This window comes from Rhodococcus wratislaviensis, assembly GCF_041228765.1.
GTDB classification, from domain to species: Bacteria; Actinomycetota; Actinomycetes; order Mycobacteriales; family Mycobacteriaceae; genus Rhodococcus_F; species Rhodococcus_F wratislaviensis.
The window spans coordinates 743,742-763,943 of sequence record NZ_CP150488.1; the positions used below are offsets into that span (position 1 = coordinate 743,742).

The 20,202-nt window shown below is 68.2% G+C and carries 18 protein-coding genes; 12 read left to right on the top strand and 6 right to left on the bottom strand.

Annotation, left to right across the window (positions count from 1 at the left end; genetic code table 11):
• Positions 1–92: 92 nt before the first annotated feature.
• Genes WKC72_RS03370 through WKC72_RS03385 form a run of 4 tightly spaced genes read right to left on the bottom strand, consistent with a single transcriptional unit; the run spans position 93 to position 5,331 of the window.
• Positions 93–1,364 carry a glucarate dehydratase family protein gene (locus WKC72_RS03370; RefSeq protein WP_370181752.1) on the bottom strand — a complete coding sequence of 424 codons (1,272 nt, stop codon included), beginning with the start codon at positions 1,362–1,364 and terminating at the stop codon, positions 93–95.
• Positions 1,364–2,299 carry a 5-dehydro-4-deoxyglucarate dehydratase gene (locus WKC72_RS03375; protein WP_268792155.1) on the bottom strand — a complete coding sequence of 312 codons (936 nt, stop codon included), beginning with the start codon at positions 2,297–2,299 and terminating at the stop codon, positions 1,364–1,366. Before WKC72_RS03375 ends, WKC72_RS03370 begins: the two co-directional genes overlap by 1 nt.
• A 25-nt stretch (positions 2,300–2,324) precedes the next feature.
• Positions 2,325–3,920, bottom strand: a complete 1,596-nt coding sequence (locus WKC72_RS03380; protein WP_370181753.1) for an aldehyde dehydrogenase (NADP(+)) — start codon at positions 3,918–3,920, stop codon at positions 2,325–2,327.
• Between the two features lie 49 nt (positions 3,921–3,969).
• Entirely contained in the window at positions 3,970–5,331 is a 1,362-nt protein-coding gene (locus tag WKC72_RS03385; RefSeq protein WP_037238152.1) for an MFS transporter, read from the bottom strand.
• A gap of 189 nt (positions 5,332–5,520) precedes the next feature.
• Between WKC72_RS03385 and WKC72_RS03390 the strand changes: the two genes are divergently transcribed.
• On the top strand, positions 5,521–6,108 hold the full coding sequence (locus WKC72_RS03390; RefSeq protein ID WP_370181754.1) for a GNAT family N-acetyltransferase: 588 nt from the start codon (positions 5,521–5,523) through the stop codon (positions 6,106–6,108).
• Here the strand turns inward: WKC72_RS03390 and WKC72_RS03395 are convergent.
• The gene (locus tag WKC72_RS03395) at positions 6,084–7,094 is read right to left on the bottom strand and encodes an AraC family transcriptional regulator (protein ID WP_037238148.1); all 1,011 of its coding nucleotides are present in this window, start codon (positions 7,092–7,094) and stop codon (positions 6,084–6,086) included. The two genes, WKC72_RS03390 and WKC72_RS03395, sit on opposite strands and share 25 nt — an antisense overlap.
• Positions 7,095–7,231: 137 nt before the next feature.
• Between WKC72_RS03395 and WKC72_RS03400 the strand changes: the two genes are divergently transcribed.
• The 11 genes from WKC72_RS03400 to WKC72_RS03450 all read left to right on the top strand — a co-directional run bounded on the left by WKC72_RS03400 (position 7,232) and on the right by WKC72_RS03450 (position 18,381).
• Complete coding sequence (locus WKC72_RS03400; RefSeq protein WP_370181755.1) at positions 7,232–8,206, top strand: quinone oxidoreductase; 975 nt, start codon at positions 7,232–7,234, stop codon at positions 8,204–8,206.
• 38 nt (positions 8,207–8,244) lie between these two features.
• Complete coding sequence (locus tag WKC72_RS03405; RefSeq protein ID WP_037238144.1) at positions 8,245–9,159, top strand: TauD/TfdA family dioxygenase; 915 nt, start codon at positions 8,245–8,247, stop codon at positions 9,157–9,159.
• Positions 9,160–9,209: 50 nt separating this feature from the next.
• On the top strand, positions 9,210–10,262 hold the full coding sequence (locus WKC72_RS03410) for a 3-keto-5-aminohexanoate cleavage protein (protein WP_009476856.1): 1,053 nt from the start codon (positions 9,210–9,212) through the stop codon (positions 10,260–10,262).
• Positions 10,263–10,384: 122 nt separating this feature from the next.
• Positions 10,385–11,716, top strand: coding sequence for an MFS transporter (locus WKC72_RS03415; protein WP_037238143.1), 1,332 nt, complete (start codon positions 10,385–10,387; stop codon positions 11,714–11,716).
• A gap of 27 nt (positions 11,717–11,743) precedes the next feature.
• On the top strand, positions 11,744–12,346 hold the full coding sequence (locus WKC72_RS03420; RefSeq protein WP_112301403.1) for an alpha/beta hydrolase: 603 nt from the start codon (positions 11,744–11,746) through the stop codon (positions 12,344–12,346).
• Positions 12,343–13,101 carry a CoA transferase subunit A gene (locus WKC72_RS03425; RefSeq protein ID WP_370181756.1) on the top strand — a complete coding sequence of 253 codons (759 nt, stop codon included), beginning with the start codon at positions 12,343–12,345 and terminating at the stop codon, positions 13,099–13,101. Before WKC72_RS03420 ends, WKC72_RS03425 begins: the two co-directional genes overlap by 4 nt.
• A gap of 1 nt (position 13,102) precedes the next feature.
• Positions 13,103–13,750, top strand: coding sequence for a CoA transferase subunit B (locus tag WKC72_RS03430; protein ID WP_112301402.1), 648 nt, complete (start codon positions 13,103–13,105; stop codon positions 13,748–13,750).
• Between the two features lie 36 nt (positions 13,751–13,786).
• On the top strand, positions 13,787–15,358 hold the full coding sequence (locus WKC72_RS03435) for a long-chain fatty acid--CoA ligase (RefSeq protein ID WP_370181758.1): 1,572 nt from the start codon (positions 13,787–13,789) through the stop codon (positions 15,356–15,358).
• Between the two features lie 16 nt (positions 15,359–15,374).
• Positions 15,375–17,072, top strand: a complete 1,698-nt coding sequence (locus WKC72_RS03440) for an alpha/beta hydrolase (RefSeq protein ID WP_268792162.1) — start codon at positions 15,375–15,377, stop codon at positions 17,070–17,072.
• A gap of 35 nt (positions 17,073–17,107) precedes the next feature.
• Positions 17,108–17,554 carry a MaoC family dehydratase gene (locus tag WKC72_RS03445; protein ID WP_112301399.1) on the top strand — a complete coding sequence of 149 codons (447 nt, stop codon included), beginning with the start codon at positions 17,108–17,110 and terminating at the stop codon, positions 17,552–17,554.
• Positions 17,551–18,381, top strand: a complete 831-nt coding sequence (locus WKC72_RS03450) for an alpha/beta fold hydrolase (RefSeq protein WP_112301398.1) — start codon at positions 17,551–17,553, stop codon at positions 18,379–18,381. Before WKC72_RS03445 ends, WKC72_RS03450 begins: the two co-directional genes overlap by 4 nt.
• A 19-nt stretch (positions 18,382–18,400) precedes the next feature.
• Here the strand turns inward: WKC72_RS03450 and WKC72_RS03455 are convergent, their stop codons facing one another.
• Positions 18,401–20,116: an alpha/beta hydrolase gene (locus tag WKC72_RS03455; RefSeq protein WP_370181759.1), complete on the bottom strand. Its 1,716-nt coding sequence runs from the start codon at positions 20,114–20,116 to the stop codon at positions 18,401–18,403.
• Positions 20,117–20,202: the final 86 nt, after the last annotated feature.

Sequence of the window (20,202 nt, forward strand, 5' to 3'; positions counted from 1 at the left end):
TTTGCCTCGAGGTGGGCCCGAGCCCGAAGACTCAATCTAGCCCACCCGGAAGGCGCCGACCGAGACCGCGGTCGGCGCCTTCCGTGAGACAGCTACCAGCGAGGGCAGGTGTTCTCGAACGTCGGGTCCACCGACTTCATGTATCCGGTGTCGTCGCGGTCGCGCACCCCGCAGTCGAGGTACTGCTGGTGCAGGGCGGCGAGGGCGTCCTCGTCGATCTCGACACCGAGTCCCGGCGTCGTCGGCACTGGGACCGCGCCGTCGACGAACTTCAGCACACCCGGCTCGACGACGTCCTCGGTCTTCCACGGCCAGTGCGTGTCACACGCGTACGTGAGGTTCGGCGTGGCGCCGGCGAGGTGCACCATCGCGGCCAGGCTGATGCCCAGGTGCGAGTTGGAGTGCATCGACAGCCCCAGACCGAAGTTGTCGCAGATACCGGCGAGCAGCCGCGACCGCTGCAGGCCACCCCAGTAGTGGTGATCCGACAGCACGACCTGGACGGAATCCTTCAGCACGGCGGGCTGGAGCTGATCGAACGCGACGACGCACATGTTCGTGGCGAGCGGCATCTTCGCCTCCCGCGCGACCTCGGCCATGCCGTCGAGGCCCGGCGTCGGGTCCTCGAGGTATTCGACGATGCCGTCGAGTTCCGACGCGACCCTGATCGACGTGTCGACGGTCCATGCGGCGTTGGGGTCGAGGCGCAGCGGCAGGTCGGGGAACGCGGCACGCAGCGCCTTGATGCCGGCGATCTCCTCGTCGGGTGAGAACACGCCTCCCTTGACCTTGATGGCCTCGAAGCCGTACTCGCCGATCATTTTCTGCGCCTGACGGACCAGACCGTCGGGGTCGATCGCCTCGCCCCACTCGTCCTGCTCGGCGCCGGGGTGCCCGGCCCACTTGTAGAACAGGTAGGCGCTGAACGGAACGGCGTCGCGCACCTTGCCGCCGAGCAGATCGGACACCGGCCGGCCGAGGGCCTTGCCCTGCACGTCGAGGCACGCCACCTCGAACGGGGAGAACACGCGGTCGGTGGTGCTGGCCGTGGTGATCATGCCCGCGACGCCGTCACCGCCCGTGACGGTCAGGGTGGCGATCTTCTCGTCGATCGCCGCGCGGATCGCGTTGAGCGCGAACACGTCCAGCCCGACGATCGCGTCGGCGGCCGCTTCGAGCCGGATGAGGTGGGCGGTGTCGGCGTAGGTTTCACCGAGTCCGACGAGGCCACCGTCCGTGTCGAGCTGGATGATCGCGCGCAGCGCGTAGGGCTGGTGCACACCGACGGTGTTGAGGAGCGGCGGGTCGACGAACGCGACGGGCGTGATCCGTGCGCCGGTGATCCGGATGGGTGCGGCAGCCATCAGACCGCCGCCTGCACGGCGAGGGCGTCGGCGAGAACGGCGCGGCCGGCTGCGGTGATCTGCGCGAGCTCCCGCACATGGGCCTCACTCGTCGGCACGAGCGGCGGCCGCACCGACCCGGCGTCGATGCCTTCCATCGCGACCCCCGACTTGATCAGCGACACCGCGTATCCGGGCACCTGGTCACGCAGGCGCACCAAGGGGTGGAAGAAGTCGCGGAGCAGCGCGGCGGTGAGTTCCTCGTTGCCGGATTCGAGCGCGTCGTAGAACCCGAGAGCGAGTTCGGGCGCGAACGCGAACGTCGCGGACGAGTACAGCGTGACACCGATCGCGCGGTACGCCTGCTGGGTGACCTCGGCGGTGGGCATGCCGTTGAAGAACAGGAACGGCTTGCCGGACGGGGCGAGCGCGTCCTTCACCGCACGGACGATGCGGCCCACCTTGTCGAGATCACCGGTGCCGTCCTTGAACCCGACGACGGTCGGGAACTGCGCCACCTCCACGGCGGCCGCCTCGTCGAACCGGGCGTTGCCGCGGTTGTACACGACGAGCGGAAGGTCGGTGGTGTCGGCGACCGCGCGGGTGTACTCCACCAGTCCGGCCTGCGGCATCGTCACCAGGTACGGCGGGAGCAGCAGGATGCCGTCGGCGCCGTTGGCCTTCGCGCTGGCGGCGAACTCCTTGGCCTGCTGCACCGAGCCGCCCGCCCCGGCGAACACGGGGACACGTCCGGCGACGACCTCGGTCGCCTTGGCGACGATCTTGCCGAACTCCTCCAGCCCGAGGGCGTGGAATTCGCCGGTGCCGCAGGCGATGAAGACTCCTCCGGGGCCGGCGTCGACACCCTTGGCGACGTGCTCGGCGAGCCGGTCGTAGTCGACGTCGCCGGATGCGGTGAACGGTGTGACGGGGAAGAACAGGACGCCGTCGAGCATGGGGAACTCCTTCACGAAGGGAAAATCAGGCTTGAGTGAGTCGGCCGTCGATGCGACGCCACAACTGGTCGGGGTTGCCGTCGGCGATGGCGGCGGGGAGCAGCGAACTCGGAACATCCTGGTAGGCAACGGGACGCAGGAACCGTTCGATCGCCAGCGAGCCCACGGACGTGGTGCGCGAGTCGGAGGTCGCGGGGTGCGGGCCGCCGTGCACCATCGCGTGGCCGACCTCGACCCCGGTGGGCCAGCCGTTGAACAGGATCCGGCCGGCCTTGAGCTCGAGGACGGGCAGCAGTCGTCCGGCCTCGTCGAGATCGGCGTCGTCGACATGGACCGTCGCGGTCAACTGGCCTTCCAACTGCGCCGCCACGGCACGCACCTGCTCGGCGTCGCGGCACTTGACGATCAGGCTGGACGAGCCGAACACCTCCTGCTGCAACACCTCCGATCCCAGGAACGTGTCGGCGTCGCTGCTGAACAGGGCGGCCCGGCACGAATTGGGGGCGTCGGACTCGACGCCGCGGGCCTCCACGGTGGCCGCGCCCTCGAGTGCGGCAACTCCGTCGGCATAGGAGCCGGCGATGACCGGGGTGAGCATCGGCGTCGGCACCGCCTCGGCGACCGCGGCATTCGCGGCCGCAACGAACTCGGCGAGGCCGGGACCGTCGACGGCGATGACGAGTCCGGGGTTGGTGCAGAACTGGCCGGATCCGAGCGTCAGGGACCCGACGAACGCGCGGCCGAGGTCGGCGCCGCGAGTGGCGAGTGCGTTCTCGAGCACGAACACCGGGTTGATCGAACTCATCTCGGCGTACACCGGGATGGGTTCCGGACGCCCGGCGGCCGCGGCGACCAGAGCGGTTCCACCGGAACGGGATCCGGTGAATCCGACGGCCTTGATGCGCGGGTCGGTGACGAGTGCGGTGCCGAGTCCGCGGCCCGAGCCGAACAGCAGGGAGAACGCGCCCGCGGGCATGCCGGTGCTCGCGACGGCGTCGGCGATGGCACGGCCGACGAGTTCGGAGGTGCCGGGGTGCGCGTCGTGGGCCTTCACGACGACCGGGCAGCCCGCAGCCAGCGCGGACGCGGTGTCGCCGCCGGCCACGGAGAAGGCGAGGGGGAAGTTGCTCGCGCCGAACACCGCGACGGGTCCGAGCGGCACCTTCCGCTGCCGGATGTCGGCACGGGGCAGAGGCGTCCGATCGGGCATCGCGGGATCGATGCGGGCACCGTTCCAGCCGCCGTCCCGCAGGACGCCGGCGAACAGCCGCAGCTGTCCGGACGTGCGGCCCACCTCACCGGTGATGCGGCCCTGGGGAAGCCCGGATTCGGCGCACGCCCGTGCGATGAGCGTCTCGCCGAGGGCCTCGATGTTGTCGGCGATCGCCTCGAGGAACTGGGCGCGCTTCTCGCTGCACGTGGCGCGGAACGGCGCGAACGCCTCGGCGGCGGCGGCGCAGGCGGCGTCGACGTCCCGTTCGTCACCGTGCGCGAAGCCCGGTTCCAGCCGTTTGTCGGTGGTGGGGTCGATGCCGTGGATCGTCGTGCCGGAACCCTGGACGGGCTTCCCTGCGATGATCATCTGTCCGGTCACGTCGGTCCGGTTCACCGTTGCTGTCATGATTCAGTCCTCGAGTTCTCGTCTGCGTTTCGTCTGTGCCGGTGAGAGGTCACTTGGCTGCCACGGCGGTCTCGTCGGAGCCCACCTCTGCCAGGTCCGCGACGTCGTCGATGTCTTCCTTGTCTCGCCGGAAGTACGTCACCGCCGCGGCCGCGGCCAGGGCGAAGAGCGACAGCACGACCAGGCCCATCGTCACCGTGCCGGTCTGCTCCTTGATCACCCCGAAGCCGAACGGGGCCACGAAGCCACCCAGGTTGCCCAGCGAGTTGATGATCGCGATCGCCGGCGCCAGCACCATCGGGTGGAGCGTGCGCTGCGGAATCGACCAGAAGAGCGGGCTCGCGCTCTTGAATCCCATCGTCGCGACGCACAGCAGCGGAAGCGCGAGCCAGGGTGTGACGAACGCGGCGGCCATCGTGCCGATACCGCCGATGAGCAGCGCGGCGACGAGGTAGGGCTTGTGCCGTCCGGTGCGGTCGGCGGAGCGGTTGGAGAAGTACATCGCGAAGATCGCGCAGATCCACGGCAGCGAGGAGAGCAGCCCGACGGTGATGTCGGTGGTGCCCGGGATGCGCCGGATGATCGACGGCAACCAGAACGTGTTGGCGTAGATCGCCATGGTGATCGCGAAGAAGATTCCGCAGCACACCAGGATCCGCGGCTGCAGGAGCAGCTTCCAGCGCGAACCCGACTCGCCGCGCTTCGCGGACGCCTCACTGCGCAGCACGTCCTCCTCGGCGATGACGGCCTGCAGGTCGTGCTTCTCCGCGCCGGTGAGCCACTTCGCGTCGTCGATCTTCGAGTCGAGCAGGCGGTAGGCGAAGCAACCGACGACCACCGACAGCAGACCCTCCAGCGCGAACATCCACTGCCAGCCGTGGTGCCCACCGAGTCCGTCGAGGGACAGCAGCGGTCCGGACAGCGGTCCCGAGATGGCGGCCGCGATGGAGGACCCGGCGATGAACAGTGCCGTGGCGCGGCTGCGATGGTTGTTCGGTAGCCAGCGGGTGAAGTAGAAGATGATGGCCGGGAAGAAGCCGGCCTCCGCGACACCGAGGAGGAATCGGAGGGCGTAGAACATCTCCGGGCCGTTGACGAACGCCATCGCCGCGGACACCAGGCCCCACGAGATCATGATGCGGGTGAGCCACACCTTGGCGCCGAACTTCTCCATGAGCACGTTCGACGGCAGTTCGAAGATCGCATAGGCGATGAAGAAAACACCCGCACCGAAGCCGTACGCCGCAGCGCCGATGCCCACGTCCGCCTCGAGATGCGTCTGCGCGTAACCGATGTTGGATCTGTTGAGCTGATTGCAGATGAGCATGACGATGAACAGCGGAACGACGCGACGGAAGATCTTGGAGACCGCGCTGTCGACCGCCGGGGAAACGGCGAGGGGGAGGGTCATCGGTGACTCCTCTCTGTGCTGGCGCTGGTGGTGCGGGGAACGTTGGAGGACTCCGATCACGCCCGGCTACCAGGCGTGACCTGAGTCATAGGAATCACGCTAGAGGCATGTTCGATACATGTCCAAGTCAAAGATTCTCGTTATCGATGCCGAAGTTGAATCGACGGGGCTTCTGCTAGTTTCCCTGTCGTGAGCGCTGACGCAGTCACCTTCGAGTTCGTCCGCACGACCCGTGAATTCTTCCCTCAACTGCAACGATGGCTCCGCGAACCGCACGTCGCGCGGTTCTGGAACCACGACACCGCGGACGCCGACATCGAGCGCGATTTCGGCGGCAGCATCGACGGCACCGAGCCCTGCGAGGACTTCCTCGTCCTGCGCGGCGGCCTGCCGTTCGGATTCATCCAGCGGTACCGGATCGCCGACTATCCCGAGGACCTCGCGCTCCTCACGGCCGTCGTCGAGATCCCACCGGGGAGCATCTCGATCGACTATTACGTCGGCGACGCGCAGCACACCGGCCAGGGGCTGGGAACCGCGATGATCAGCGCTTTCGTGGCCAAGTGCCGGGCCGACCTACCCGACGCCACCGCGATCGTCGTCCCCGTCGTCGTTCCCAACCGGGCGTCGTGGCGCGCACTCGAGAAGGCCGGATTCCGCCGCGTCGGCGAGGGCTACCTCCCACCGGACAATCCGATCGACGACGGCGCCCACTACATCAGCAGGCTCGATCTGGACGAGAGCGGGCCGATTCAGCCGGTGTCGCCCGCCCGCTGAGCTCTCCAGCGGCTCGGGCTGCACCCGAACCGGCCGCTGAACCAGCGTGAGAAGTTGCTCGGCGCCGAGAACGCCAGCATGTCCGCGATCTCGGTGAGACTCAGCCGGGGGTTCGCGACCATCCGTTCGGCGAGTTCGGCGCGGGTCGCGTCCAGGACCGTCGAGAACGTCTCCCCGCTCTCGGCGAGGCGGCGGTGCACCGTTCTGCGGTCGACCCCCAGACTGCGGGCCACCTGCTCGACGGAACACCGCCCGGTCGGCAACAGCAGTTCGATCAGCTCGCGGACCCGGCTCACGATCGTCACGTCGTCCGACGGCTCCCAGGATTCGAGGAGTTGCTGGGTGTAGGGACGGAGTAATGGATCGGACATCTTGTTCGGCGCGTCCAGGTCGCCGGCCTCGATGACGATGCCCGCGAACTCGTTCTCGAAAGTCACGACCGGCCCGAACAGACGCCGGTGGGTCGCCGTGTCTGCCGGAGCCGGATGAGGGAAGCAGACGTCGAGTGGCTTCCAGCCGCCACCGAGGAACCCGCGCAGCAGCCGGTGCAGCACCCCGACCGCCAGTTCCACCGACTGCCGGGTCTCGGTCGTCTCCCCCACGTCCAGTTCGACGCGCACAGTCACCAGCCCGCCGCGCTCCGACATCCGTGTCCGCAGCGCCTCGTTGTACGTGTGCTCGTAGCGGGTGAGGACGCGCAGCGCACTGCGAACGTCGGGCTCCTCGCGCACGACGAGGCTGAGAGGGCCGAGGTTGGAGAACTGCCTGCGCTCGGCAAGGCGCAGCCCGAAGTCCTCGTACCCGGATGCGCCGGCCGACTGCTCGAGCAACCGCGCGATCGACGCGGCCGGAATCCAGCGGTCCTGCAGGCCGAGCCCGGAGAGGTCCAGACCGGCCGAGCGCAGCAGCGGTGCCGGCTCGAGTCCGAGCGACCGGCACAGCTCTACGTACCCGTTCAGCGACGCATACCGCGCAAGGGGTTTCATACCGCCTCCGACATGTCCCGAAATGATACGCCGCCTGTCACGAAGGGATAAGCAGCCGCCTGATCGCGGCCCTACTGTTAGGTGCATCACAGCAAGGGACCGGCGCGGCGGTCATCACATCGAAGAGGAGAAGTACTGTGGCACAAGCGGTTCGGTTCTACGAGCACGGCGCCCCCGAGGTCATGAAGTGGGAGACCGTCGAGGTCGGGGAGCCCGGCCCCCACGGTGTCCGGATCCGGCACGAGGCCGTCGGATTGAACTTCGCCGACACCTACTTCCGCACCGGCCTGTACCCGGCCGAGTTGCCCGCGGGCATGGGCGTGGAGGCAGCAGGCGTCGTCGAAGAGGTCGGTTCCGGCGTGACCCACGTGCAGGTCGGTGACCGCGTCACCTATACAGGCAGCCCCCTCGGCGCCTACAGCACCGAACGCGTGATGCCGGCCGCACCACTGATCCCGTTGCCCGAAGCGATCCGCTTCGACACCGCGGCCGCGATGACGATGCGCGGTCTGACCACGGCCTACCTGCTGCGGCGCATCCACCCGCTGAAGGCGGGCGACACCGTGCTCCTGCACGCGGCGGCCGGCGGCGTCGGCCTGATCTTCACGCAGTGGGCAAAGTTACTGGGCATCAACGTGATCGGCACCGTGTCCACCGACGAGAAGGCCGCGATCGCCCGCGCCCACGGGTGTGAGCACGTGATCGTCTACACCCGGGAGAACGTCGCCGAGCGGGTTCGCGAGATCACCGACGGCGCCGGCGTTCCGGTCGTGTACGACAGCATCGGCGAGTCCACCTTCCAGACCTCGCTCGACTGCCTCGCCCGGCGCGGACTGCTGGTGTGCTTCGGAACGGCCTCCGGACCGATTCCGCCGATCAACGCAATGCAATTGGCGGTCAAGGGTTCGCTGTTCGTCACCCGCCCCGCGCTCGCCGACTACATCGCCGACCCGGCGGAGCGCGCCGAACTCGCCGGTGAACTCTTCGGACACGTCGAAGCCGGCCGGATCCGGATCGAGATCAACCAGAGTTACGGGCTCGAGGACGCCGTCCAGGCGCACCACGATCTCGAATCCGGCCGCAGCATCGGCTCCTTCGTGTTCCGACTCTGACAGCGCGCCAACACATTCACCACGACGGAGACACCACCATGACCGACACCGCGCAACTGACCCACTCGCCCGAACCGCACACGATCCTCTCCCCTTCCGGGTCCTTCCGGTTCGCACCGCTCACCTGCTCGATCGGCGCCGAACTGTTCGACGTGAACCTCGGCGACGCCGCCCGCGACGACGCCCTGTTCGCCGAACTGCGGGAACTGCTGCTCGAGTACAAGGTTTTGTTCCTCCGCGACCAGGACATGTCCCGCGCCGAGCACGTGGCGCTGGCCGAGCGGTTCGGCCCGCTCGAGGACCACCCCGCCGTGGGGAGCGACCCCGACCACCCGGGGCTGGTGCAAATCTACAAGGACCTCGACAGCCCGGCCGAGCACTACGAGAACGCCTTTCACTGCGACGCCACCTGGCGGGAGAACCCGCCCATGGGCTGCGTGCTCCGCTGCGTGGAGACGCCGCCGATCGGCGGCGACACCATCTGGGTGAACATGGCCCTGGCCTACGCGAAGCTTCCCGACGCGGTGAAGAAGCAGATCGACGGACTGCGCGCCCGGCACAGCATCGAGGCTTCGTTCGGTGCCGCGCAGCCGCCGGAACAGCGGCAGGCGCTGCACGAGAGGTTCCCCGACGCCGAGCACCCCGTGGTGCGCACGCACCCCGAGACCGGCGAAAAGATCTTGTTCGTCAACGCATTCGCGACCCACTTCGTCAACTACCACACCCCCGAGCACATCCGGTACGGCATCGACTACGCACCCGGCAGCAGCAACCTGCTCAACTACCTGATCAGCCAGGCGGCGATTCCCGAGTACCAGGTGCGGTGGCGTTGGACGAAGAACAGCGTCGCGATCTGGGACAACCGGTCCACCCAGCACTATGCGGTCCAGGACTACTGGCCCGCCGTCCGCAAGATGGAGCGCGCCGGCATCATCGGCGACCGGCCCTTCTGAATTTCTCACTGCCCCAATTCATCAGATCCGATTTCGAACGGAGAACACCCATGCACTTCCACGACGACGCCCTCTTCCCCGAGACCCAGGAGAAGCTGGTCATCACCTGTGCCCCGTACGGCCCCGAGTGGGAGCCGGACGACTTCCGCGAAGACCTGCCGCTGACGATGGACGAGCACGTCCAGAAGGCGGTCGACTGCTACGAGGCCGGCGCCACCGTCCTGCACATCCACGTCCGTGAGCTCGACGGCAAGGGCTCCAAGCGGCTCTCGAAGTTCAACGAGTTGCTCGCCGGACTGCGCCAGGCGGTGCCGGACATGATCCTGCAGGTCGGCGGATCGATCTCCTTCGCACCCGAAGGCGAAGGGGCGGATGCGAAGTGGCTCTCGGACGACACCCGGCACATGCTGGCCGACCTCGATCCCGCACCCGACCAGGTGACGATCGCGATCAACACCTCTCAGATGAACATCATGGAACTCATGACCGCCGACGACATCGCCGGCACCTCGATGGAGCGGCCCGAGCTCGCCGAGGCGTACCGGGAGATGACGGTACCCGCAGGCCCGGCGTGGGTCGAGGAGCATCTGCGTCGCCTGCAGGCGGCCGGAATTCAGCCGCACTTCCAGCTCTCGAGCATCCCCCAGCTCGAGACCGTCGAGCGGCTCATCCGGCGCGGGATCTACACCGGTCCGCTCAACCTGACCTGGGTCGGCATCGGCGGTGGCTTCGACGGCCCCAATCCGTACAACATCATGAACTTCATCCAGCGAGTCCCGGACGGTGCCTGCCTGACCCTCGAGACCCTGATGCGTAGCGTGCTGCCGGTCAACGCGATGGCGATCGCGATGGGCCTGCACCCCAGGTGCGGTAACGAAGACACCATCTGGGGACGCAAGGGCGAGAAGATGACCTCCGTCCAGCAGGTCGAGCAGTTGGTCCGCGTCGCGGGTGAACTGGGTCGCGAGGTGGCCACCGGCAAGGAGGCCCGCGACATCTACCGGATCGGCCAGACCTATGCCGATGCCGACGAGACCCTCGCCAAGCTCGGCTACGCGCCCAACCGCCGTCCCGGCCAGGTGGGCTTCACCCACCACGCCTGAGTTCCGGCGCCTGGGGGATCTCGGTCACGACCGGGGAGAGAGCCGGGAAGACCGCTGCTCGCACGAGCACGGCCGGCTCTCTCCCCCACCCTTTATCACTCCTGACGGCCATAGGAGGCCTCATGGGACTGCCTGCCACCACCGCCCTGAACACCACCACCCCTAATGCCACCACCGGGAACACCGCCCCGGCCTCCCGGTCCCGGTTCTACCCGTGGATCGTCTTCGCACTCACCTTCGGTCTGCTGCTGTCGGACTACATGTCCCGGCAAGTCCTCAGCGCCGTATTCCCGCTCCTCAAAACCGAATGGACGCTGACAGATTCCCAGCTGGCGTCGCTCAGCAGCGTCGTCGCGCTGATGGTCGGACTGTTGACCCTCCCGCTGTCGCTGCTCGCCGACCGGTGGGGTCGCGTGAAGAGCCTCGTCCTGATGGCCGTGCTCTGGAGCATCGCCACACTGCTCTGCGCGGTAGCGAGCAGCTACGAGCAGATGCTCGGGGCCCGCTTCCTGGTCGGCGTGGGTGAAGCCGCCTACGGCAGCGTCGGCATCGCGGTGGTTCTCAGCGTGTTCGCCCCGCGAGTGCACTCCACGCTCAGCGGCGCCTTCATGGGCGGCGGATCGTTCGGGTCCGTGATCGGCGTCGCCCTCGGCGGCGTGATCGCTGTCAACCTCGGCTGGCGCTGGTCGTTCGCCGCGATGGCCGTCTTCGGGCTCATGCTCGTCGCCCTGTTCCGGGCTCTGGTCTCCGAACGCAAACTTGCTCAGCATGCGGCCGACGACGACCCGGCCGACGCACCCGGCCCCGCCGGATTCCGGGCGCCGATCTCGAGCCTGTTCACCACCCCCGCCGTCGTGTTCGCCTACATCGGTGGTGGTCTCCAGATGTTCACTGCCGGTGTCCTGCTCGCGTGGCTGCCGAGTTTCTTCAACCGGTCCTACGGCCTCGCACTCGACAAGGCCGGTGCGATGGCGTCGATCTTCGTCCTCCTCGTCGGCAGCGGCATGGTGGTGTGCGGCATCATCACCGACCGCGTGAGCCGCAACGATCCCGCACGGAAATGGACCACCGCGGTGGTCTTCGGCGTGATCTCCCTCGTCTTCCTCGGCGCCGGATTCCAGTTGCCGACCGGCACGCCCCAACTGGTCCTGATCGGTATCGGTGCCTTCTTCTCCGCCGGCTCGTCCGGCCCCATCGCCGCGATGGTCGCGAACCTCACCCACTCGTCAGTGCGCGCCTCGGCCTTCGGCACCCTCACCCTGGCCAACAATCTCCTCGGACTGGCACTGGGACCCTTCGTCGTCGGGGTGCTGGCCGACCGCTTCGGCCTCGTCACCGCATTGCAGATCGCGCCCCTGATCTACATCGTCGCGATCATCGCCCTCGTCCTCGGCAAACGCGCCTACCCGGCCGGACGCCGCAAGCTCGCCGCCCTCACCGCCGCACCCGCCTGATCCACCTCCGAAGAACTGGAGTCGACCGTGACCACTTCCACCTCACCGACCGTGGTGATCGTGCCCGGACTGCGCGACCACGTCGCCGACCACTGGCAGACGCTGCTCGCCGAGCGACTCGACACCGTGCGGACGGTGCCGCCTCTCGAACAGGACAAGCTCAGCCTCGCGGCCCGGGTCGCCGCACTCGACGCCGTCCTCGCCGACATCGACGGCCCGGTCGTGCTGGTCGCCCACAGTGCGGGAGTGGCGATCACCGTCCACTGGGCCCAGCAGTCCACCCGCCCGATCCAGGGCGCCCTGCTCGCCACCCCACCGGACCTCGAGGAACCACTGCCCGCGGGGTATCCCACCCCCGGCGAACTCGAGCAGGGTGGCTGGGACCCCGTCCCCCGGGGCCGGCTGCCGTTCCCCAGCGTCGTCGCCGCCAGCACGAACGATCCGATGGCCCGATTCCGTCGGGTCGCCGGGATGGCCGAGTCGTGGGGCAGCAAGCTCGTCGACCTGGGTGCCGTCGGCCACCTCAATCCGGCCGCAGGCTACGGGTACTGGCCGTACGCCGAGGAACTGCTCCGAGACCTCATCGAGAGCACGGTCGTCCCCGGTCTCGCGAACGCAGATGCCCGATGACGCGCAAGGTCTTCGGTTCGGCCGCCGACGCCGTCGCGGACATCGGGTCCGGTGCGTCGCTGGCGGTCGGCGGGTTCGGGTTGTGCGGCATCCCGGACGAGCTGATCGCGGCGATCGCCGACGGTGACGCCACCGACCTGGAGGTGTTCTCCAACAACTGCGGCGTCGACGACCGCGGGCTCGGGATCCTGCTCACCCGCAACCGGATTCGACGCGTCACCGCGTCATACGTCGGGGAGAACAAGGAATTCGCGCGCCAGTACCTGTCGGGTGAGCTCGAGGTCGAGCTGACGCCGCAGGGAACCCTGGCCGAGAAGCTGCGTGCCGGCAGTGCGGGGATCCCCGCCTTCTTCACCCCCGCCGGGGTCGGAACGCCCGTCTCCGACGGCGGGCTGCCGTGGCGGTACGCCCCCGACGGATCGGTGGCCGTCGCCTCCCCGCCCAAGGAGATCCGCGAGTTCGCCGGCCGCGAATACGTGCTCGAGGAATCGATCACCGCCGACTTCGCACTCGTCCACGCCCGCATCGGCGACAGCGAGGGCAACCTCGTGTTCGCCAAGGCCGCGGGCAACTTCAACCCCCTCGCCGCGATGGCCGGCCGCATCTGCATCGCCCAGGTCGAGCAGCTCGTCGAACCCGGCGTGCTCGACCCGGCGCGGGTGCACCTGCCGGGGATCTTCGTCGACCGGATCGTCCACACCGGGACTCAGGACAAGCAGATCGAGAAGCGCACCGTCGCCGTGAGGAAGGACTGACATGACGACCATCGTCGAGACGATCGGCTGGACGCGCGAGGACATGGCGGCCCGTGCCGCCGAGGAACTGTCGCCGGGCGAGTACGTCAACCTCGGCATCGGGCTGCCCACGCTGATCCCGAGCTTCCTCCCCGCCGGGGTTCAGGTGACGCTGCACAGCGAGAACGGGATCCTCGGCACCGGTCGCTACCCGGACGAGGATGCGGTCGACGCGGATCTGATCAACGCCGGCAAGGAAACGGTCACCGTCAACGCGGGCGCGTCGTTCTTCGACTCGGCGCTCAGCTTCGGAATGATCCGCGGCGCCCACATCGACACCGCCGTCCTCGGCGGAATGCAGGTCTCCGCGGCCGGCGACCTCGCGAACTGGATGGTTCCGGGACGGATGGTCAAGGGCATGGGCGGCGCAATGGACCTCGTGCACGGCGCCCGCAAGGTCATCGTGCTCATGGAGCACTGCGACAAGTCCGGTGCCCCGAAGATCGTCGAACGCTGCACGCTGCCACTCACCGGCCGCCGCGTCGTGCACCGGATCATCACCAACCTGGCCGTCGTCGACGTCACCGACTCCGGTCTCGTGTTGCGCGAGTGCGCGCCCGGGGTCACCGAAGACCTGGTCCGCGCCGCCACCGCAGCGCCGCTCTCGTAGCGCTTCTCCCACCTTCCCACCACGAGAAAGTGTCCCGTGCTCAACCTCTCCGTACTCCTCGAAGACTCCGCCCGCCGGTTCGGCGACCGTGACGCCCTGATTCTCGGTGACGAGCGGATGACCTACGCCGACCTCGACGCCCGGTCGAACCAGGTCGCGAACCTGCTGGTGTCGTGCGGCATCGAACCCGGCGACACGGTCGCGCTCTCCTGTCCCAACATCCCCCAGTTCCCCGTCGTCTACTACGGCATCCTCAAGGCCGGCGCCGTGGTCGTGCCCCTCAACGTGCTCCTCAAGGACCGCGAGATCGCCTACCACCTCACAGATTCCGACGCCAAGGCGTACTTCTGCTACGACGGCACCCCCGACCTGCCGATGGGCGAGTACGGGCGCTCCGCGTTCGCGCAGAGCCCGCACTGCCGCAGCATGTTCCGCATCACCGCCGACCCGGACGCTCCCGCCGCGATCGACGGCATCGGCACGTTGGCCGACGCGATGGCGCTGCAAAACACCGCTTCCGAGACCGTCGTCCGCGAACCCGGTGACACCGCCGTCATCCTGTATACGAGCGGGACCACCGGAAAACCCAAGGGCGCCGAACTCACCCACGCCAACATGGTGCTCAACGCGCTGACCGCCAACCGCCTCTTCGACAGCACACCCGCCACCCACGACCGGTATCTGGTGACGCTGCCGCTGTTCCACTCGTTCGGTCAGACGGTCACCCTCAATGCCGGGATCTCGGTGGGGGCGACCCTGGTGCTGCTGCCTCGGTTCGAGGCCGCCGCCGCACTCGACCTCATCGAGCGGGAGAACATCACCGTCTTCGCCGGCGTGCCCACCATGTACTGGGGTCTGCTCGGCGCCCTCGACGGACACCCCGCCGACATCGATCGCATCGCCGGCAACATGCGACTCGCGATCTCCGGCGGTGCCGCGCTGCCGGTGGAGATCCTCACCCGGTTCGCCGACCGCTTCGGTGTGCAGATCCTCGAGGGATACGGACTGTCCGAGACGTCGCCACTCGCGACGTTCAGCGACCCCGGCGGCGAGCCCCGGCCCGGTTCGATCGGCGTCCCTGTGTGGGGAATCGAGGCCCGGCTCGTCGACAAGGACTGGAACACCGTCACCGGGTCCGGTGAGATCGGCGAGATCGCGTTGCGCGGCCACAACGTCATGAAGGGGTACTACAACCGACCAGACGCCACCGCGGAAGTGCTGCGCGACGGCTGGTTCCGGACCGGTGACCTCGCCCGCGTCGACGACGACGGCTTCTATTACATCGTCGACCGGGCGAAGGACCTGATCGTGCGCGGCGGATTCAACGTGTATCCCCGAGAGATCGAGGAAGTCCTCCTCGGCCACGATGCCATCTCCCTGGCCGCCGTCGTCGGCGTCCCCGACGACAGTCACGGCGAGGAGATCAAGGCGTACGTCATCCTCGAGCCCGGCGCACAGGTCACCCCGGACGAGTTGATCGCCTGGGCCAAGCAGCAGATGGCGAGCTACAAGTACCCCCGCAGCGTCGAATTCGTCACCACCCTGCCGATGACCGCCACCGGCAAGATCCTCAAACGCGAACTCGGCCGCGCCCCGGCCGCCCTCTGATACCGAAAGCACCAGTGTGAGCACCACTCCCCTCCCGACTGTCCCCGACGAGCTCACCGCTCCCCTCGATCTTCTCCTCACCAGCGGAACCCGCGGTGTCGCGGCTCGCATGCTCCCCGACAGCTCGTGGACCCGTCTCGGGCGGAGCCTCGCCGGCCGCCCGGGTACCCTCGCGCGGCGCGGCGGTGCCCTCGCCCGCGAACTCGGCGCCATCGCCGTCGGCACCTCGGACCGCTCTCCCACGAAGGCGGACAGGCGCTTCGGCGACGCCGCGTGGCAGCAGAATCCGGCCCTGCGCCGGGCGATGCAGGCGTACCTCGCGACGTCGCACACCGCTGCGGCCCTGCTCGACGACGCCGAACTCGACTGGCGTGACCACGAGCGGATGCGGTTCGTCCTCGACAACCTCGTCGAAGGCCTGTCCCCCACCAACAATCCACTGCTCAGCCCGCTGGGATGGAAGGCAATGGTGGACACGGGCGGCCTCAGCGCGGCACGCGGCGTCCGCGCGCTCGTCCGCGACCTGCGGTCGAAACCGCGCGTGCCCGCCATGGTCGAGCCCGACGCGTTCGCCGTCGGGGAGGACGTGGCTGCGACGAAGGGCGCCGTCGTCCTGCAGACCCGCACCTTCGAACTGATCCACTACACGCCGCAGACGGAAAAGGTCCACGCCACACCGCTGTTGATCGTCCCGCCCGTCATCAACAAGTACTACATCCTCGACATCGCACCGGGCCGCAGCCTGATCGAGTATCTCCTGCAGCAGGGTCAGCAGGTCTTCGCCATCTCCTGGCGCAACCCCCACGCCCGGCACCGGGACTGGGATGCCGACACCTACGGCGCGGCGATCGTGGAGGCGCTCGATACGGTGCAGTGCATCGCCGGGACCGACAGCGCCCACGTCCTGGGCACCTGCTCGGGCGGGATTCTCGCGGCGATGGTCGCAGCGCATCTCACCGAGATCGGTGAGGGCGACCGCATCGCCGGCCTCACCCTGGCCGTCACCGTGCTCGACCAGACCCGGGCCGGCACCGCGGCGGCCGTCATGAGCGAGCGCGCCGCCGCGGCCGCGATCCGTGACTCGGCCGCCAAGGGATATCTCGACGGCCGCACCCTCGCCGAGATGTTCGCCTGGCTGCGTCCGACCGACCTGGTCTGGCGGTACTGGGTGAACAACTACGTGCAGGGCCGGGCTCCCGCCGCCTTCGACGTGCTGTTCTGGAACTCGGACACCACCCGCATGGCGGCGGCACTGCACCGCGATCTCGTCTTGCTCGGCCTGCGCAACGCGCTGACGATGCCGGGCGCGGCGACCATGCTCGGCACACCCGTCGACCTGGCCACCGTGACCGCCGACGCGTACGTCGTCGGCGGCTCCGCCGACCACCTCTGCCCGTGGCAGTCCACCTACCGGAGCGCTCGCCTCCTCGGCAGCAAGGACTCCCGGTTCGTGCTGTCGTCGAACGGTCACATCGCCTCACTCGTGAACCCGCCGGGCAATCCACGGGCGTCCTTCCGATTCGGGCAGCCCGTCCCGGAGACTCCGGACGAATGGCTTGCCGCAGCGGAGACCGCACCGGACTCGTGGTGGCCCGACTACGCGCGCTGGCTGGCCGAGCGCAGCGGACCCGACATCGACACCCCCGGCAGCCTCGGCGCCCGGCAGTTCCCCCCGCTCGGGCCCGCCCCGGGGACCTACGTCCACCACAACTGACCCGCTCTAAACACCACAGAGGGACATTCCTACCCATGCATCTCACACAGCCCACCGATCTCCTCGGGCTCGTCGGACAGACCATCGGAACCACGGGCACGCTCAAAATTGCGCAGGATCAGGTGAATCTGTTCGCCGACGCGACCGGGGACCACCAGTGGATCCACACGGATCCCGAACGCGCGGCCAGTGGCCCCTTCGGCGGCACCATCGCGCACGGCTATCTCACGCTGTCGCTGGCCCCGAGCATCCTCGCCGAAGTTCTCACCGTCGACGGCGTGCACGCCGCCCTCAATTACGGCCTGAACAAGGTGCGGTTCCCGGCGCCCGTGCCCGTCGGTTCCGCGCTGCGCGTCACCGTGTCCGTGATCGCCGCGCAACGGAAACCGGCCGGCATCGAGGCAGTCTTCGGGTTGACCTACGAGATCGACGGCGGAACGCGTCCGGTGTGCATCGCGGACGTCGTGGTGCTCTACACGTGAGCGTGACCGAATTGTTCGGCCGGAGCGATCGATTCGACGACAAGGTTGTTCCGGTCGGTGGTCGACCGATCCGGGTGCGGGTCCGCCGCGGGACCGGTGTGCCCCTGGTCCTGTGCAACGGCATCGGAGCAGGCCTGGAAGTGCTGGACCCGCTGGTCGCCGCGATGGACCCGACAGCGACGATCATCAGCTTCGACGTCCCCGGGACCGGGGGTTCGCCGGCATCACCGGTCCCGTACGGGATTCCTGCCCTCGCGTGCGGCCTGAGCCGCCTCCTCACCGAGATCGGGGTCGATGTCGTCGACATCCTCGGCTTGTCCTGGGGCGGAGCGCTGGCCCAGCAGTTCGCCCTGCAGAACCCGCGGCGCTGCCGGCGCGTCGTCCTCGTCGCCACCGGGACCGGCGCCCTGATGATTCCGGGGCACCCGCGTGTGCTCGCGAAGATGCTGACGCCGAGGCGGTTCACCGACACCCGCTACGCGGCAGCCATCGCCGGCGACCTGTACGGTGGCACGGCCCGCCTCGGGGGTGAAGCCGTGGCGCGAGTCTTCGGAAAGCAGATGCACTCGGGCTCGCGCATCGGTTATCTCCATCAGCTCATCGCGGGAGCGGCGTGGACGAGCCTGCCGCTGCTTCCCCTCATCCGACAGCCCACGCTGATCCTCGCGGGCACCGACGACCCGATCATTCCCATTGCCAACGCTCACATCATGAACGCGCTCCTGCCGCACGCGACCCTGCACCTCCACCGCGGCGGGCACCTCGACATCCTCACCAATGCACCCGATCTCATCCCGGCCGTCACGTCCTTCCTGACGGCACCGTAGCCGCCGGCCGGCACAGCAGTCAGCCGTCCGCGCCCATCTCGGCAAGCACGGTCCGCAGGCGGTCGTTGTCCGCCGGGGTCCAGCCCTCGGGCGGCAGGATCGCGCTCCACGCGTCGGCGATGTCGACGACGTACGAATGCCCGTGCCCGTCGGGAACACCTGTCGATACCGCCATGTCGGCCGCAACCTGGAGGAAGGTCACGAACGGGAACCACTGTGTGCTGTCGAGGACGTCGTAGCCACGGTCCTCCTTCAGCCAGTCCGGCTCGCTCAGCAGCAGCTGGGGCGACCACCAGACGATCGGATCCGATGGGTGCTGCAGATAGACCATGCGTGGGATCCCCCAGGGTGAATCGGGGCGCGGAAGGTCCTCCGGTGCGCGTGCTCCGAAGCGGACGGTCTCGCCCTGCTCGTAGATCGGCAGCCATTCGGGTGAGCCCGGATCGCGGTTCGTGGTGACATCCGTCCAGATCTCGTTGGCATTGGGTGGTCCCGTGAACAGCACCCCGTCGGTGCGGGCCTCGACATCATCGACGCTGCCGAATGCGCTTTCGCCACCGAAGGAGCCGAGGCTCTCGCCCATCACGACGAGCTTCGGACGGGTCTCCGCCGGCAGGGCCTTCCACTTGTCGTACACCGCGTCGAACAACGCCTCCCCGGCCTGGTGGGCACGCTCCTTGTCCACCAGGAAGGACAGCCAACTCGGCAAATAGGAGTACTGCAGCCCGACCATCGCAGTGTCGCCGTTGTACATGTATTCCAGTGAGGAGACGAGACTTTCGTTGATCCACCCGGTCCCGGTTGTGGTCGCCACCCCCACCACCGCGCGGTCGAACCCGCCCGCACGTTCGAGTTCGTCTGCTGCCACCTGTGCGTTCTCCCGGATCGAATCGCCGCCGCTGGCGAGCCCGGCGTAGGTTCGAATCGGCTCCAGCGCCGGCCGCCCACCATTGAACGCCGACAGTTCGCCGACGGTCGGGGCACGCGAAATGAACGAGCGGCCCTGCCGTCCCAGCGAATCCCACGTGACGAGCGAGTCCGGCCCGCCCGAACGCAGCGACGACGTCGGCGGCTCGTCGCCCGCCTTGGTTTCCTGGTTGACGGCGGCGAACGAGTTGTTCAGCCCCGACATGATCACGCGCACCATCGCGCCGTTGACGAGTGCGAACAGCAGCGCCACCACCAGTACACCGATGACCGTCGCCGAGATCCGCCGCGGCACCACCCGGCTGATCTTCCGTTCGACCCACCACACCGCCCGCAGCAGCACCCGGGCGATCGCAACGAACAAGACGAAGATCAGCACCGCCACGAACACCATGACGAGGTAGCCGAACCACGGGAACGGTGCGGCACTCATGATCGCCCGCAACTGCGACTGCCAATCCCAGAACCACACCAGCATCGCCGCGGTTCCGACGATTCCGACCACAAACGCCACCCGGCGAACCATGATCTTCACGCGGGTCGGGGCCTCCCGCCGCACGAGATGACGAACCAGCTTGGAGCCGAGGAACCCGATGGCGTACCCGAGGGCCGCCGATACGCCGGTGACGAGACCCTGGAAGAACGGACCACGGGGCAGAAGCGTCGGCGTCAACGACAGCCACACGAACAGCACCGCGACCACCAGCCCCCCGAAGGCATAGCGGTCCGGAAGCCAGCGACGATACCCGGGAGGCCGGGCAGGGCGGGCTTCGCGCTCGGGCGCACCGTCGATCACATCGTTCGGCACCTGACAAGCGTAGCCGTCACAGACTCGCGATCGACACCAATCGGCAATCCGCCACGCGCCGTGAAGACCGAAGTCCACCTGAGATG